The 16,233-nt window shown below is 46.7% G+C and carries 15 protein-coding genes; 6 read left to right on the top strand and 9 right to left on the bottom strand.

The window, feature by feature from the left end; translation table 11 throughout:
- Positions 1-210 precede the first annotated feature (210 nt).
- Entirely contained in the window at positions 211-1,824 is a 1,614-nt protein-coding gene (locus KFE96_RS17610) for an EAL domain-containing protein (protein WP_255833852.1), read from the bottom strand.
- A 166-nt stretch (positions 1,825-1,990) separates the two neighbouring features.
- Here KFE96_RS17610 and KFE96_RS17605 point away from each other — a divergent pair, with 166 nt between their 5' ends.
- The gene (locus KFE96_RS17605) at positions 1,991-4,018 is read left to right on the top strand and encodes a S9 family peptidase (protein WP_255833851.1); all 2,028 of its coding nucleotides are present in this window, start codon (positions 1,991-1,993) and stop codon (positions 4,016-4,018) included.
- A 57-nt stretch (positions 4,019-4,075) separates the two neighbouring features.
- On the opposite strand, the gene KFE96_RS17600 is transcribed toward KFE96_RS17605, so the two are convergent.
- Entirely contained in the window at positions 4,076-4,486 is a 411-nt protein-coding gene (locus tag KFE96_RS17600; protein ID WP_255833850.1) for a SufE family protein, read from the bottom strand.
- A gap of 148 nt (positions 4,487-4,634) precedes the next feature.
- On the opposite strand from KFE96_RS17600, the gene KFE96_RS17595 reads away from it, so the two are divergent.
- Positions 4,635-5,969, top strand: coding sequence for an MFS transporter (locus KFE96_RS17595; RefSeq protein WP_255833849.1), 1,335 nt, complete (start codon positions 4,635-4,637; stop codon positions 5,967-5,969).
- Positions 5,970-6,027: 58 nt separating this feature from the next.
- Here the strand turns inward: KFE96_RS17595 and pspC are convergent, their stop codons facing one another.
- The 3 genes from pspC to pspA are packed head-to-tail and all read right to left on the bottom strand — an operon-like array spanning position 6,028 to position 7,392.
- On the bottom strand, positions 6,028-6,420 hold the full coding sequence (gene pspC / locus KFE96_RS17590) for an envelope stress response membrane protein PspC (protein WP_255833848.1): 393 nt from the start codon (positions 6,418-6,420) through the stop codon (positions 6,028-6,030).
- Complete coding sequence (pspB, locus tag KFE96_RS17585) at positions 6,407-6,637, bottom strand: envelope stress response membrane protein PspB (protein ID WP_247017534.1); 231 nt, start codon at positions 6,635-6,637, stop codon at positions 6,407-6,409. The genes pspC and pspB overlap by 14 nt, the downstream gene beginning before the upstream one ends.
- 47 nt (positions 6,638-6,684) lie before the next feature.
- Entirely contained in the window at positions 6,685-7,392 is a 708-nt protein-coding gene (pspA, locus tag KFE96_RS17580; protein ID WP_255833847.1) for a phage shock protein PspA, read from the bottom strand.
- Positions 7,393-7,878: 486 nt separating this feature from the next.
- On the opposite strand from pspA, the gene pspF reads away from it, so the two are divergent.
- Positions 7,879-8,913, top strand: coding sequence for a phage shock protein operon transcriptional activator (gene pspF, locus KFE96_RS17575; protein ID WP_255833846.1), 1,035 nt, complete (start codon positions 7,879-7,881; stop codon positions 8,911-8,913).
- Between the two features lie 39 nt (positions 8,914-8,952).
- Complete coding sequence (locus tag KFE96_RS17570; RefSeq protein ID WP_255833845.1) at positions 8,953-9,282, top strand: hypothetical protein; 330 nt, start codon at positions 8,953-8,955, stop codon at positions 9,280-9,282.
- On the opposite strand, the gene KFE96_RS17565 is transcribed toward KFE96_RS17570, so the two are convergent.
- Positions 9,279-10,655, bottom strand: a complete 1,377-nt coding sequence (locus tag KFE96_RS17565; RefSeq protein ID WP_255833844.1) for a putative O-glycosylation ligase, exosortase A system-associated — start codon at positions 10,653-10,655, stop codon at positions 9,279-9,281. The genes KFE96_RS17570 and KFE96_RS17565 overlap by 4 nt on opposite strands.
- A gap of 169 nt (positions 10,656-10,824) precedes the next feature.
- Between KFE96_RS17565 and KFE96_RS17560 the strand changes: the two genes are divergently transcribed.
- Together KFE96_RS17560 and KFE96_RS17555 are read left to right on the top strand one after the other, a co-directional pair.
- Positions 10,825-12,543 (top strand): amidohydrolase, encoded by a 1,719-nt coding sequence (locus KFE96_RS17560; protein ID WP_255833843.1) that lies wholly within the window; start codon positions 10,825-10,827, stop codon positions 12,541-12,543.
- Between the two features lie 138 nt (positions 12,544-12,681).
- Complete coding sequence (locus KFE96_RS17555) at positions 12,682-13,101, top strand: XRE family transcriptional regulator (RefSeq protein WP_255833842.1); 420 nt, start codon at positions 12,682-12,684, stop codon at positions 13,099-13,101.
- Positions 13,102-13,149: 48 nt separating this feature from the next.
- Here the strand turns inward: KFE96_RS17555 and KFE96_RS17550 are convergent, their stop codons facing one another.
- The 3 genes from KFE96_RS17550 to KFE96_RS17540 form a co-directional block, all read right to left on the bottom strand.
- Entirely contained in the window at positions 13,150-14,493 is a 1,344-nt protein-coding gene (locus KFE96_RS17550) for a sodium-dependent transporter (protein ID WP_255833841.1), read from the bottom strand.
- Between the two features lie 147 nt (positions 14,494-14,640).
- Positions 14,641-15,459: an SPOR domain-containing protein gene (locus tag KFE96_RS17545; RefSeq protein WP_255833840.1), complete on the bottom strand. Its 819-nt coding sequence runs from the start codon at positions 15,457-15,459 to the stop codon at positions 14,641-14,643.
- Positions 15,443-16,192: a carbonic anhydrase gene (locus tag KFE96_RS17540; RefSeq protein WP_255833839.1), complete on the bottom strand. Its 750-nt coding sequence runs from the start codon at positions 16,190-16,192 to the stop codon at positions 15,443-15,445. Before KFE96_RS17540 ends, KFE96_RS17545 begins: the two co-directional genes overlap by 17 nt.
- Between the last annotated feature and the right edge of the window lie 41 nt (positions 16,193-16,233).

Genomic DNA, 16,233 nt, shown 5'->3' with positions numbered 1-16,233 from the left:
CGCCGAAAGGGGACTCCCATGTAATGCCTGTTACATGGGCTACTAAATTAGCGGCCAGAATTAGAAAACCCATCATCGCAAAAAACTGCCAATAATAATAAGGAACGATAGGTACTTGGCCAATTTGCTTATGCTTTTGCTTCCAGGCAGCAATGGCGTACACGAAGCAACAGGCTAACATGCCACCGATAAGATAATATGTTGTCATAATTAGAGGTTTGTTCTTGGTGTGAAATCCGGCTTTCCGAAATGATAGCCTTGGCCGAAGTCAACACCAAGTGTTTTCAAGAATTCAGCCTGGAATTTATTCTCAACATGCTCGCCAATAGTTTTTACGCCCAGATCGTTACAGAGTTTCACGATAGAAAGCAGGAATGTGGGGCGGTAACCTGGCGCATTCATATCTTGGACGTAAGCGCCGTCAATTTTTACGAAATCAACATTGAAAGCCCTGAGATACTGGTATCCGGCAGCACCCGCACCAAAATCATCAAGACAAACACGGTAATTGGCAGCTTTCAGGTCATTCAGGATTGCTTCGACCTTTTCAAAGTTCTCTACACCCGTGGTTTCGGTAAGCTCAAGCAATAGTGAATGGGCAATGTCTTTTGCACTCAGAAGTGTTTTCATCAAAGGGTCTACAAACCTGCCGCTATCGAGCGTACGCCCGGACAGGTTCACAGCAAGCGTAACTGGGGTTCCCAGCTTTTTCATTTTACGGATATAATCAATGGCTTTATGGCATAGAGCAATGTCGAATTCTTCAATAATGCCAACATCTTCAGCGAAGCGGATTACCTCAAGAGGTGTGCTATCACCCATATTGTTGTTAAAGCGGGAGAGTACTTCGTTATGATGAATATCACCGGTTTTCAGATCAAGCACTGGCTGGAAAGCGATGTTGAAGTTACCGCTTTCTATCATGCTGCGCATGTTGGTGACACGCTTTTGTGCAGCACCCGCCATGTCCTCATAGGCGTTAGTTAGAGATTCGAAGGTAACATTCTTTGGGTCTTTACAGAATTGATTGAGAATATAGGAAAGTGTTCTCAAAATCTGATCTTCAGAAACATCGCCCCCCTCAGCGGAAATCGTTGCACTGCTGGCTGTCAGGGTTACGTTTTCGTCGACGGATTTAAGGCTATTGGTTAGGTGTTCACCATCTGCTTTGTTCTTATGCAGGAAGGCAAATTCTTTTTCCCCAATCTGGCTTGCGGACTGTCCGTCAACAGACAGGGTTTTCATATGGGCGGCAACACGCTTCAGAAGTTGCCGCATATACCGTGGACCAAATTTCTCTTTTGCCTCTTCAAAGCCATCAACAGCCACGGTGGTCATATAGAGATTGCTGGAGCTTGGTGTGTTTGCCATGGTGCTGGATGCCATTTCCATAAAGGCATCTTGTGTGAGAAGACCAGTTTCCTCATCTACAGCGCTATCGCTTACACTCGTGCCAAGCGGCGCTGAGCGCAAAGCAAGAAAGGTATGAGTACCTTCTTGCTGTGGCATGTTCAGTGCAAATGCGCGCAGCGCAATTGATCTACCGTCGTTTGTATTGAAACGAAGTGGTAAAGGTCCGATACGGCCTTTGTGGCTCAGATGGGTGACAAGGGCATGATAGATATCGATATCATCTTTATCCACGATGCTGTCGATGCTTTCCCCAATAAGGCTTTTACCTTGTGGTGTGATGCGATCAGATGCGCCGCCAGCAAATAGAATCTTTCCTGAATTATCCAGTTCCAGAAAGATTTCAGCAGCGGCAAAAGCAAAGGCCACAAACCGTTCACGTTCTTTTCTGGTTTCTTCAAGTAACCCGGACATAGCCCCCCCAAGAGCATGGAATTGATTATAGAAATATACTGAATATCACCACCTTAGTCACTTTAAATGGGTAAGTATGAATAAATTGTGCACAAACCATAGGTTTTGTTGGCTTGCATCCGCTGTTCTCTTTGTTAGGGTGCTTTAAACACACGGGGAGATACTCATGAAACGGTTTAAATTACTGCTTGGGACAGTATTGGCGGCTGCGTCGATGAATGTTCATGCGCAGGAAGAAAAATTCTCATACGAAGATATTTTTAATCTGGAATATGCAACAGGGCCGCGCATCACACCGAATGGTGAGGCGGTGGTTTATGAACGACGCTCTATGGATATTATGACAGATGGCATGCGGTCTAATATCTGGATGGTGAATTTAGACGGTACAGAGCATCGCCCTTTATTGTCAGGTAAAGCGCAGTACCGGATGCCTCGCTTTTCGCCTGATGGTACCCGTATGGCATATGTTTCAAGTGTTGAAGGTAAAAACCAGATTTATGTGCGCTGGCTCGATAGTGGTGAGACCGCACGTGTTACTGATCTTCAATATGGTCCAGGTAATTTAAGCTGGTCACCTGATGGCAAGTCAATTGCCTTCACCATGTTCGTGCCAAAGAAAAACAAACCGCTGTTCACGCTGCCAGCAAAACCTAAGGGTGCTAAGTGGGCAGGAAATGCAAAGGTTATTGATAAAGTAACGTACCGAGCAGATGGGCAAGGCTTCCTGCCAAGTGGTTATACCCAGGTTTTTGTGGTGCCGGCGGATGGTGGCACACCTCGCCAAATTACCAAAGGCGAATTTAATAATGGCGGTAGCCTTGCGTGGATGCCTGATAGTGGCAGTATTATTTTTTCCGCGAACCGCACTGAAAACTGGGAACTGAACCCACGGGAAGCTGATCTTTACCGTGTGGACATAAATAGTGGTGATCTAGCGCAGCTAACAACGCGTTCAGGACCAGACGGTAACCCTGTCATTTCCCCAGACGGTTCCAAGATCGCTTTCACAAGCTTTGAAGATAAAAAGCTTTCACACCAAAATGCAGCGCTGCATATTATGAATGTGGACGGCAGTGGCGTGCAGGAAATTACAACACTGCTGGACCGGAATATTCAAGGGGTTCAGTGGGCGCCAGATAGTCAGGGTATCTATTATTCTTATGATAATGAAGGCAAACGGCTTGTTGGGTACGCCACACTTGCTGGTGGTAGCCGTATTCTGACAAATGCTGTTGGCGGTACTACACTTGGTCGCCCCTATACAAGCGGTGATTTCCGCGCGGTGGGTGATGGCCGCGTGGTGTTTACGCGTAGCGAGACTGACCGCCCCGCTGACCTTGCAGTTGTAGACCGTATTGGCCGCGTTACATCACTGACCAACCTCAATGGTGATATTCTCTCGGGCAAAGGTATGGCAACTGTTGAGGAGTTCACCGTTCAGTCGAGCCTTGATGGCCTGACAGTACAGGGGTGGATTGCAAAGCCTGCGAACTTTGATCCGAACAAAAAATATCCGCTTATCCTCGAAATTCATGGTGGCCCACATGCAGCTTATGGTCCGCAGTTCAGTGCGGAGGTTCAGCTTTATGCAGCCGCTGGGTATGTTGTGCTTTGGACAAACCCACGGGGCAGTACATCATACGGTGAGGAATTCGCCAATGAAATCCACCATAAATATCCAGCATCTGACTATAACGATCTGATGGATTCAGTAGATGGTTTAATCGCAAGCGGCATGGTTGATGAAGATAAGCTGTATGTAACTGGTGGTTCTGGCGGTGGTGTGCTTACATCATGGATTGTCGGTAAAACCAAACGGTTCAAGGCTGCTGTTGTTGCAAAGCCTGTGATTAACTGGGCTAGCTTTGTTCTTACCGCTGATTTCAGCCCGTTTTTCACGCAGTACTGGTTCCCTGATATGCCGTGGAACATCCCTACTCATTATTGGGAACGTTCGCCGCTATCGCTTGTTGGTAACGTGACAACACCAACAATGCTGCTGACAGGTGAGAATGACTACCGCACGCCTATGTCTGAAACTGAACAATATTATCAGGCGCTTAAACTTCAGGGCGTGGATACGGTTATGGTGCGTGTACCAGGCGTTGGCCACGGAATTGCTGCCAAGCCAAGTAATCTGGCGCAGAAGGTTGGTAATATTCTGGCCTGGTTTGAGAAATATAAAGATTAGAGCGGATGCGCTTGAAGAACAGAAGGGGCCGATTGGCCCCTTTTTTTTGTGTCTGGATTATGCAGCCATGCGTTCGATGCGCTCCACCATGGAGAAAAGGCCATTGGCGCGAAGAGGGGACAGGTGGGCGGAAAGGCCCATTTGATCCAGAATTTCTTTAGCATTTGTTGCTTGAATTTCAGCGGCAGTCTTGCCAGAGAAAATTAGAAGAACTACCGCAACCAAGCCTTTTACAATGAAGGCATCGCTATCGCCGCGTAGGTGAATTTTGCCGTCAACATCTGTTTCTGCAACAAGCCACACTTGGCTCTGGCAACCACGAACCTTATTTTCATCAACCATTTCTTCTGGGGCTAGCGGTGTAAGCTTTTTCCCAAGATCGATAATATATTTATAGCGCTCTTCCCAATCATCGAGGAATTCAAAAGTATCCAAAATTTCAACGATCGTTGTATTTTCAAGCGACATGGTTTATTCCAATATAGTTACGCAACAAGAGGCCTTGACAGTTTGGTCATTCATCCAACCTAATGCTCACGACCTCTATAGAATTGGCTACAATAAGAAAAGAGCTAATTCTCTGTATAGTCTCGATTTGATAGCGAGGGGAGCGCTTATGTCAGACCAATCTAACGGTTACCCACGCCCGGCTTATGCCTGGTATATGGTGGCCCTTCTGCTACTTATCTATACTTTTTCTTTTATTGATCGCCAAATTCTTGGCTTGCTTGGTTCATCAATTAAGGCAGATTTTCAGATTTCTGATACGGAATTTGGTTTGCTTACAGGTTTTGCATTTGCGGTGTTTTACACTGTTTTTGGCCTGTTTTGCGCGAGAATCGCGGATACTCGGTCCCGTCGGGGTTTAATTGCGGTAGGGCTGTTTGTATGGAGCTTGATGACAGCAGCTTCATCGCTTGCGCGAAGCTTTGGCCAGCTGTTCCTCCTTCGTATCGGTGTTGGTGTTGGTGAAGCAACGCTTGCACCTGCTGCTAATTCACTGCTTGCAGATAGTTTCCCAAAGGAGCGGTTGGCAACGGCGCTTTCTGTTTACTCGATGGGTATTCCTGTTGGCTCCGCACTCGCCTTTATTGTGGGCGGGCAGGTGATTGCGCTCGCTGGTTCTGTGCCTGATATCTCGGTACCAGGGTTTGGCCTGCTTACTGGCTGGCAGAAGGTGTTCCTTATGGTTGGTCTGCCGGGCATATTGCTTACACTTCTGGTGTTCACAATCAAGGAACCTGAGCGTAAAGGTTTGTCAGGTGATGCGAAGGCCATTCCAGTAAAAGAGGTTTGGGGGCACGTAAAGCAGCGTTTCAGAGCATACTCCAGCATATGTTTGGGTGTTTCTTTTAATGCGGCCCTTGGCTTTGGTAGCGTTACTTTTCTTGCGCTTTTCTTTGACCGATTCCACGGTGTTGGCCCTGCAGAGGTTGGTACGACGTTTGGTACCATCTCAATATTTACAGGAACCGGCGGCTTGCTGCTTGGCGGTTTTATAGCTGACAAACTATATAAAATGGGTCGTAAGGATGCACACGTTATTGCGCTTCTGGTTGCACCGCTTGGATATGGTATTCCATCATTAGTGCTTCCTTTTATGGAAAATACTACAATGGTTTGGGTGCTTCTTGGGTTTGCGAATTTCTTCATTAATTTGCCGTCGGGGGTAGCTTACGCAAGCCTTCAGCTTATTACGCCAAACCAAATGCGTGGTCAGATTATTGCCATGTATGTTTTGTGTACCAGTATTATCGGATATGGTGCAGGCCCGTTCCTCTTGGGCTTCTTTACAGATAGCTTGTTCGGCGATGAAATGATGCTGAACTATTCGATGGCATTGCTGGCTGCAACGGCAACACCGCTTAGTATTGGTTTCTATCTTTGGGGGCGGAAGGCTTATGCAAAAGCCCTGGAAGAGGAAGAAAGCCGGATCGCAGCGGCTTCATAAGGGTAAAAAGAAAAAGGGCAGTGATTTCACTGCCCTTTTTCTTTGTGTATGAAGATTTTTAGTCTTCTAATCGCTGTAGTTCGCGTTCCAGGCGGAAGCGTTTACTGGTCATGTATGCTTCCATATCGCTGGTGCGGCGCTCTATATCCCGGAAACGGCGACGTAGTTCTGCTGCTGTATAATCCGGTGCTTTACGTGTTTGTTTCCAGAATTCTTCTTCTTGCTCATCCTCGTAAAGGTCATATGGTTTTGCGTCCAAGACCATCGCAAGTATTGCGTAGATGATCAAAGCTGGAATTATGGAAGTGAAAAGCGCCAGAACAACTGTCATAAACCTTACGGCACCTGTGCTGATATCTAGGTAATCAGCAACTCCGGCACATACACCTGCAACACGTCCGCGCTGCGGGATTTTATAAAGTTTGGTTGGTCTGTGATCAAAACTTCTCATGATGACGGCTCCTCCAGTCCGGTATTTCATCATCCATAATGCGCTCCATTGTGCGCAAGCGTTCCTCAAGGCGGTCTGCTGAAGTTCTCAAGTCTGAGAAAGAAGCTTCATCTTCTGGCGAAATGCCCTTCATTGCTTTCCATTTTGTGATGTAGTGGAAGATAATCCACGGTAAAATCACAAACAGAATTATCATTATTGGAATGGCTTCATCCATTGTCAGGGTTCCCTATGTTTTATTTTTTTGACCCGGAGGGGCGCCGATTATTTCGACGCCGCTTTTTTCTTTGGAGCTGCCTTATTATCGTTTGCCCCCGATGATGCTTTTGCTTTCAGTGCTTCAAGCTCTTTTTCGATGTCGTCGTCAGCTTCTAGGCCAGCGATTTCTTCAGCAAGCGTCTGTGTTTTGCCGAGATCCATCGCTTCTGCTTCCGCTTCGATACGGTCAAGACGAGCATCTACTTTGTCAAAGCGATCAAATGCGTCCTGAATGCGACCATCATAAAGGTTCTTTTTCACGCGAACCTGAGCAGAGGCTGTTTTATGGCGTGCCTGAATGGTTGCTTTCTTGGCGCGTGCTTCGCGAAGCTTTGCTTCAAGCTTAACAACGTCTTCCTCATTACGTGTAAGCGCTTCTGCAAGCTGGCTCAACTCTTCCTGAAGGTGAGCAGCCATATCAGCTACTTTGGCCTTCTCAATAAGAGCACCCTTCGCTAGATCATCGCGACCTTTGGAAATTGCTAGTTCGGCTTTCTTTTCCCAATCAGCTTGTGCTTTATCAAGCTTCTTAAGTCGGCGTTCTACATCTTTCTGGTCGGCGATAGACTTGGCAGCACTGGAACGTACTTCAACAAGTGTATCTTCCATTTCCTGGATAACCATACGGATGATTTTCTCCGGATCTTCAGCCCGATCAAGAATCGAATTAATGTTTGAATTAACAATGTCTGTCAGGCGGGAAAAAATACCCATAACTAAGTTCCTTTCTTATTATTCCTCGCTATGTGCCCGGGGTGTTGACCACTTTTTTGGGCGCCTCCGTGAACGACCTCTTTGAGCTTATGCTTCTTATCGGGGCCGCTCAGCCCGGCGTCCTCGCAATCGCCGGGCTGAAGTATTAAAATTATCGGCGACGACGGCGCGCTAGGCGACGTGAACGACTTGTGCCCGCAGGGATTCGAGCCTCAGCAAGTTGGGCTTCGAGGCCTCTTTTTGTATTTGCTGATTGTGTTTGCATCGTTCTGTTTCCTCTAATTTTAATTTCGCTGTCTGTATTCTTTTTTATGTTTGTCAGTCGTTTTGTTTGCTGACGTCCTATACTTTGCAGGGGGTGTGCCAGTTTTGAGAAAAAAATTAAGTTATTGTTTTTAAATGATTTTATTTTTGAGTGCTTGAATAACTGTTATTTAGGAAATAAATAATTACTAATAGTTAGTGAAAATTACTATGGATTGGCAAATGGCAAATCACTCGGATCAGATGATCGGATCATCTCCTGCGCTTCTTGATATGATGGATAAAATCAGTCGGGCAGCTCCTCTTGATAAGCCCATGTTGGTCATCGGTGAGCGCGGGACGGGTAAAGAAATGATTGCAGCCCGCTTGCACTATCTTTCCAACCGTTGGAACAACACATACCAAAAGGTGAATTGCGCGGCACTTCCGGAAACATTGCTTGAAAGTGAGTTGTTTGGTTATGAAGCTGGCGCTTTTACGGGCGCGCAAAAACGCCGTAAGGGGCGCTTTGAAGTAGCTGATGACGGTAGCCTGTTCCTTGACGAGATTGGTACCATGAGTGCCGCAGCTCAGGAAAAGCTGCTCAGGGTTATCGAGTATGGTGAATTTGAACGTGTTGGCGGTACGGAAACGCTTACTGTTAATGTACGTATTATAGCAGCTACGAACATTGATCTGCCGTCTGCGGCTGAGGCAGGCGAGTTTCGCCATGACCTTCTCGACCGTTTAGCTTTTGACGTGATTACCGTGCCGCCACTTCGGGAACGTACAGAAGATATTCCAGTGCTTGCAGAGCATTTCGGGATGCAAATGGCAAGTGATCTGGAATGGCTCCAGTTCCCAGGGTTCACAAAAGATGCCATGGATGCCATGCTTGAATATGCATGGCCGGGCAATATTCGTGAATTGAAGAATGTGGTTGAGCGGGCAATTTACTGTGCGTGGGATGGTGAAGCACCGGTGGGTGATATTATCTTTGATCCTTTCGATAGTCCTTACAGACCTAAAACTAAAACAAATCGCCGCCAACAAGAGTTAGACACGCCAAAGGCCGAAACTGAGATCTCAAAAGAACCAAGTGTTGCCTTGCCTACTGATGAGTTTTGTTTCCGTACGCAAGTGAATGCCTACGAAACAGAGCTTCTGAAACATGCTCTGACAGAGAATAAGTATAATCAAAGAGCAGCGGCAAAGTTCACCGGGCTAAGTTATGATCAGTTCAGGCATGCTTTAAAGAAACATTCTATTGATATTTGATTGCTTGATTGTTGGGGAGCATGCGCCCATATTGCGGCTATGTCTGAGAACCAATATATCAAGAAACGTAAGCGGCTACGTGACCGCCCGTTTATCACCACAAAAGCTATCTTAATGCTGGTAGGGTTATCTGGTTTTATATATCTGGGTTTTTATTCTGAATATGGTGGCGTTAACGATGCAGCTTGTGACGGCGCATGTGAAAGCACTTACAGCTTATGGACGTCTGTCTTTGCATTTCTTTTGATGTTTGCTGCCATTATCGGTGCTGGAGCAATTGTCGGAGTGCTGGTTGCAAAATTCGGTGCCAGAAAAAGCACGGATGCTGTTTCTATTTATCAGCAAAATGATGAAAATATCAAAGACTAGCGGTCTAGTCGTACCTGTGTGGATTTTTCTTTATCGCCTCTAGATGTTTGCGCAGCGGCGGCACCTCCTGGTGTCCATTTGGTATTCTCTTGCTTTGCACCATATACTTCCCCTGTTGATATAAGGGTAAGTTTCCCGGCGCGTAATTGTTCACCTACGACAGAGCTCATCACCAATATTGCTAGGATATGATAAAACACATCAAACGTAGCGATGTTTACAGTCAATCCACCAATGGCATAAGCAACCATACTGAGCTGACATGCCCAACATAAATCACCAATCCATTTTGTTTCTTCATACCTTTGATAGAGTTTGGCCTGTGTGCCACCGGCGTACCAACCTGTGAAAAGCATGGTTAGGAATAAAATAAGCCCCGTGTAACCGTGTTCTGCTAGTACTTCAAAGTAGATGGAGTGTGGTGCACGCGCTTTGTAGCCCGGCGGCATCCAAAGTTCAGCAGCATGCCGAACATAGAAAATATCAAACCCCCCACCAAAAACAGGCTCGTCTTTTACGACATTTGTTGAGAACTTCCACATGGATACGCGACCAATGAAACTGCTATCTTCTGTTGCACCTTCAGTACTTTCAATGCGGTTTTTCCAGCTTTGGGGCATAAAAGTTATTGCTGTAGCACCTACTACAGCAATAACAAGTAGGGTTAAAAACTTACGCTTAGTTTTCAAAACAAGCATACCAATCACTCCGGCCAGCGCAACAAAGCCGCCACGTGAATGGGTTCCGACAACAGAAATCGGAATTAAAATAGCAGAAATACGAAGTGGCCACTTCAGTATTTTTGCGGGTGGATGCATAGCCATATAGATGGCGAAAGGTAGCAGCATGGACATAGCCATGGCGAGTTGATTGTTATCCCCCATCATGCCGCCTGCGCCTTGTACTCTAGAGTTTCCGCCTGTTAGAACAGTAAATAAACCGCCTTTAATGCCAATGAAAGCGAGGGATGCAAACATAACCCATACAAAAGCTTTCAGGCGATTGGCCGATTGCATGATAACAGTTGATAAAATAGCAAAGAGCATCACCTTGGACATGTGGATAAGCTTTGTTTGAGAAACGCTTGGTTCCATGGCGGTAAAGGTGGTTGTAACCACCCAAGCCCAGTAAATGAGCATAGCTACGATTGCGGGGTGTCCGACGAGGCGGTTTTTATCTCGACTAAGAAACATGCCTATAATGGTTACGGCAGCCACTGTCACAAGAAATGGGAAGCCTCTGGCAAAGTTATAAGTATAGCTTTGAGGAGCCATATGCGACACCCAGCTCCAAACCAAAACCCCTATTTGTGGTTTGAAGACTGCCAATGGCATCCAGATGAATATCATCAATGCAACTAGTAAGCCGCGCATATGTGCTTTGTTCCCTCTGGCAAAGACAAGGACCTATATTCTGACGAATAGCATAAATCCACGCAAGTAAAAGAAAATTTAGCCTATAAAATTGATCCAACCTCTGTTCATTCTTGTACTTGTCTATATGCAAGACTAGCATAGGTGCAACATTCAAGAGAGGCCTTTAATGATGCGATATCTCAAGTCACTGTTTTTAGCTATGGTACTTGTAGCCCCAGCTTGGGCACAGGATGATTTCTTGCAGGAAGATGCGGCACCTTCGGCTGCTGAAGAGCGGCAGGTTGCAGATACTATCATATGGGGCGGAATGATCTACACCGCTGATGATGCAAAGCCGCAAGTAGAGGCTGTCGCTATTAAAAATGGACGTTTTATCGCTGTTGGATCAAGAGCTGAAGTAGAGTTGTTGCAAGGGGTGGAAACACGAATTATCGATCTGGATGGTAATACGTTATTCCCGGGTTTCGTCGATGCTCATGCTCATCTTTCAGGTATTGGAAACCGAGAGTTATCACTGAATTTGGATACCGTAAAATCCCTTGCTGCTTTTAAAGGTGCGGTGTTGGCGTGGCGGGCTTCGCATCCCGATGATGTTGTGGTTACCGGTCGAGGCTGGATTGAAACGCACTGGCCGGAAAAACGTTTTCCATCGCGCTGGGATATTGATGATGTTGTATCAGATGTGCCGGTTATTCTTAGACGGGCAGATGGTCATGCGCTTGTTGCTAATTCCAAAGCTTTTGAGTTGGCTGGTATCACCAGTGAAACTGATGCCCCGTTTGGAGGTGAAATTGTTCGCAACAAACTTGGTGAAAATACAGGTATGCTTGTGGATGCCGCTCAATCTCTGCTGAATGATTTGGTGCCTGAAACAACAGACGAAGATATTGCAGAGCGTTTGGTTAAAGGGAGTGAAGTTTATGCCTCCCGTGGTTGGACTGGCATGCATAACATGTCTGTAAGTTGGGGTGAAGTTGACCAGCTGGAAGAACTGTCTGATAGCGATGGTGTGAAAATACGCGTGTATAATAGTGTAGTGCCGGAAGCTGCTGCTGATCTTTTTGCTTCTGGTGCTCGTGCCAGTGATGACGGCACAATTATTACCCGTGCGATCAAGCTTTATATGGATGGTGCACTAGGCTCTCGTGGTGCAGCTCTTATTGAGCCCTATTCAGACGCAGATACTTCAGGTCTTGTGTTGATCACCAAAGAAGACACCATGCCAATGCTGGTTGAAGCACTGAATGAAGGCATTCAGGTGAACATGCATGCCATTGGTGACCGTGCAAACCGTATGCTTCTTGATTGGTTTGAAGAAGCTATGAACACTGTACCTGCGATAGCGCGGCCTGTTGAGAATCCGCGGTGGCGCGATGAACATACCCAGATCGTAAATCAGGAGGATATTCTCAGGTATCAGCAGCTTGGAGTTATCCCAAGTATGCAGCCCTCGCACGCGATTGGTGATTTGCACTTCGCACCAGCCCGTTTGGGCGATGAACGCCTTGATGGCGCTTATGCATGGTCTAGCTTGATCGATAGCGGTGTTATTATCGCTGGTGGTTCGGATGCTCCTGTCGAAAAGGGTGATCCGCTTATTGAGTTTTATGCGGCAACTGCCCGGAAAGATCTGAATGGTTTTCAGGCTGAAAACTGGCATGAAGAAGAGGCCCTGACACGGGCAGAAGCGTTAAAGATGTTTACGCTATGGCCAGCGATAGCTTCTTTTCAGGAAAACGACCTTGGCAGCATTGTAGTAGGTAAAAAGGCCGATCTAACAGCTTTTGATACGGATCTGATGACAACTGTTGAGAGTGATATTCCAAAAGCTAGAGCCATGATGACTATGGTGGACGGCAATATTATTTATCTGCGATCGGAATAACTGAAAGAAGGGGTTTTATGCCCCTTTTTCGTGAATGTGTCATACTGGTGTCGACCCACTGTCCCTATGCAGACGTGGTGAAATAACCTGCTGTTCGTCTAATACTTCACTCATCTGGAAACAGTAATGGACAATTTAATGAATATTAAAAAGTTGCGACTGGAGCGAGGATGGTCACAGCAACAGTTGGCAGATATTAGCGGTGTTAGCGGGCGTACTATTCAGCGTATTGAAAATGGCGCGAATGCGGGGCTTGATTCTCAAAATGCCCTTGCAGCGGCTTTCGGGCTATCGCTTTCTGATTTGCAGTTAAAGCTGTCTTCCTATGCAAAGCAGGATGCTGCGGAAACAATGGAAGAACAGGTGAATAACCTTCATTGGAAGGGTTTCTTTATCCATTTGGCAGTATACATGGCGGTGATTTCGTGGATCGCAGCTCTTTCACATATGATGGACTGGTCAAGCGATGGTGTGCTGTGGGCAGCCTTGGTGTGGGCGAATATGCTTTTGCTTCATCTGCTTAAGCTTATCAATAAAAGCGAAGCGGACGACCAATAAGAAAGGCCCTCAATCGAGGGCCTTTCTTTTATCTTTATGCAAGCTGATTTAGATAATCAGTGAAACAAATACAGCTCCAATCGCAACCGGGCACACAAAGCGCACAAGGAAGTACCAGATTTTAAAGGTGCTATCTTCCATAGCTAGTTCTTCCATCATGTTCTTCCGGCTTGCAAACCAGCCTACGAAGATTGCGATAAACATACCGCCAAGCGGCATCATGATATTGTTAGTGAGATAATCTTTAATGCTCATGATATCGAGGCCAAAGAGCTTCACATCGCCAAGCAAGTTACCGCTCTGACCCCATGCGGAAAGTGTACCAAGTACAAATGCTGCCAGACCAATAATGATAGCCACTTTTTTACGGTCAATACCTGTGCGTTCTTCCACATAGGCAACCGCAGGCTCAAGCAGCGAAATCGCACTCGTAACCGCTGCTACAGTTAGTAGGAAGAAGAACAGGATTGCCACGATAGAAGGCATCTGGCCAAAGGCAATGGGTAGTGTTGTGAATACAAGACCAACGCTCTGCCCTGGGTTCAAATCATATGCGAATACAATCGGGAAAATCGCAAGACCAGCCATAAGAGCTACGGCACTATCCGCTGTTGCGATTGTGAAAGCTGAGCGTGTGATGTTGATATCTTTTGTCAGGTACGAACCGTAGGTCATGATCGAACCAAGCGCTAGTGATAGCGAAAAGAATGAAAGGCCAAGTGCTTGTAACACTTTGTCACCTGTCAGCTTGCTGAAATCAGGGCTGAAAAGGAAGTTAACAGCCGCACCAAAATCTGCGGTGATACCGGAGTAAATCATCAAGCCGAGCAATAGAACAAAAAGTGCTGGCATTAGGAATGTTACAGCCTTCTCCAAGCCGCCCTGAACGCCGCGTGCCACGATGCCTAGTGTAATAAAGAGGAATGCAGCGTGAGCGATGATCGGTTTTGTAGGATCAGTGATAAAGGCAGTGAATGTAGCGCCAGATTTCGCGGCATCATATCCTTCGAAACCAGTGAAAGCTTCAACGATATAGTAAAGAACCCAACCGCCTACTACAGAATAAAAACTAAGAACGATAAAACCGCCTAGAACGCCAGACCAACCAATAAGAGACCAAAGCTTACTGCGGCCTTCTTCCTCGGCGATTTTGCTCATGGAGCCAATCGGTGAAAGTTGGCCACGGCGCCCAAGCGAAAGCTCGGCAATCAGACACGGCAGGCCGATAGCGAATACAAATGCAAGATACACAAGTACGAATGCGCCGCCGCCGCCTTCGCCTGCTTCATATGGAAATTTCCAGATATTACCAAGCCCAACAGCACTACCGACTGCCGCGAGCATAAAAGTCCAGCGTGATGACCACTGCTGGTGACCAGTAGCTCCAGCCATAATCCCATTCTCCCCTTAAATCATTACAGAGTGTATTATTGTTATGCTGGCCCAACCCTGACCAGTAAAATTTGCGCCATCATAGGTATCGCGCACGTTTAAGGCCAGCCTGAATATGAAATTTTTATTATCAGGCTGGGTTAGATTTTAACGTGATGTATCCATTACCGCGCAGTAATTGCCGCTGTTTTTAACGGCTGCACACAGGCGGTCTGCTTCCGATTTATCTTGCAGGCGAACACCCAGGCGAATAGCTGTGCCGCCGCTGTCTACTTCCCACTGGTCTATAAACCCTTTTAATGCTGGGTACTTAGCTTCCAGAGTAGGGCGGTTTTTAATGGCATTATCCATTGAACGGTATGAAGATAAATGCACAAACCAGTTGCCAAATGGGCTGTTAGTTGTCGGTCGGGGTAGGCTGGTTACGGGGCCCTTAGTGCGCCTTGGTGTTGGCTTGCCAGCCGCGGGCAAAACAGTTTGTTGTGGTTTGCTGCTTGCAGGTAGGCCTTTGTGAAGAGGGCGATTAGGCCTGAGATTGGCGTCTAAAAGTGCCATATCCCGGGAAATTACAGCTAAACGCCTGCCTGCCTCATTGGGAACAGGCCCGTATGCGATAATTTCATCACCACACAGAATAGAAACACTCTCGCGGGTGTTGGTTTGCATCAGGCCTGCATAAATTTGTCTGGCTCGCGTTACCATGCCGCCACGCTCAAGGGCTGTGGCCACAAAGAAACGATCTGCCGGTGAGGCCATAGGTTCTTCAGAAAGCAGGTCTAGTGCTTCCACCGGGGCGTTCTGACACAAAGCGGAAAGCGCTGCACGAGGCATTTCGATAGTGCGCCCTGTTTGAGCTGTCGGTAGTTTTGAACTGCCTCCGCCTGAACAGGCTGCAACTAACGTTGTAGCAAGAATGAACAGGCTGGTCTTAGTTGCTTTGCCGAATGTCTTATTCTGGGTTTGCATCTAGGATAATCCTGTTGTTTCGTGGCTGTGTAGGGCGTGCGGTACCACTGCCAATCAATCCGCGTACCATTGAGATTTGCTGGGAAGACATTTCAACTGGTGTTTTTAACACATACCAATTAACCCCTTCAGCGCACGGCGGCGTGGTATAAGAACCCATGTAGCGGTAGTAGCTTTTATCCTGCGGCATAAAATCGCGAGCATTTATATAAATTTTGTCGTTTTTGGATGATTGGCCCGGTTCAAGCGGAAGATAGTTCCATAACTCTTTGGCGGCTTTGTTTTCCGATCCTTCTTTTACAAGAACTGAAACAATAGCAGGCGTGCCGTTTGCGCTTTCATGCATAAACTGAATTTCCATGGGAAAGCGTTCGCCGGATACTGTGTGTTCAGAAGGGGTATGGAATTTGAAATTCTTCAACATAAAGCTTTTTGGGCCAACATGAAGCATATTGCCCATATCATATGTTGCGGTAATCGTGTGCTCAGCATTCCGCATATTCACACCTGAAACGTCATAATGTGTTCTCAGGCGGTGCATAGCCACAGGTTCTGTACCTTCAAGATCAATAGGTGATTGTAAGGTTCCAAGCGAACAGGCTGCGTATGTTGGGTTAAGGTCTCCCCATTTTGCCGGGCCATCGTTTGCGCCATAACCCCAATCATCATCTGCCGCGATTGCTGTGCTTGCTAATAGCCCAGCACAAAGTGCGGCAGTTACATGCTTTTTCATATTTCACTCCTGACCTTAAGGTCCCCACCAGATACGCTTAC

The sequence above is a fragment of the Kordiimonas sp. SCSIO 12603 genome (genome assembly GCF_024398035.1).
Classification (GTDB): domain Bacteria; phylum Pseudomonadota; class Alphaproteobacteria; order Sphingomonadales; family Kordiimonadaceae; genus Kordiimonas.
The sequence above is the reverse complement of the archived record's forward strand: the minus strand, read 5'-3'. Positions and strand labels throughout refer to the sequence as shown.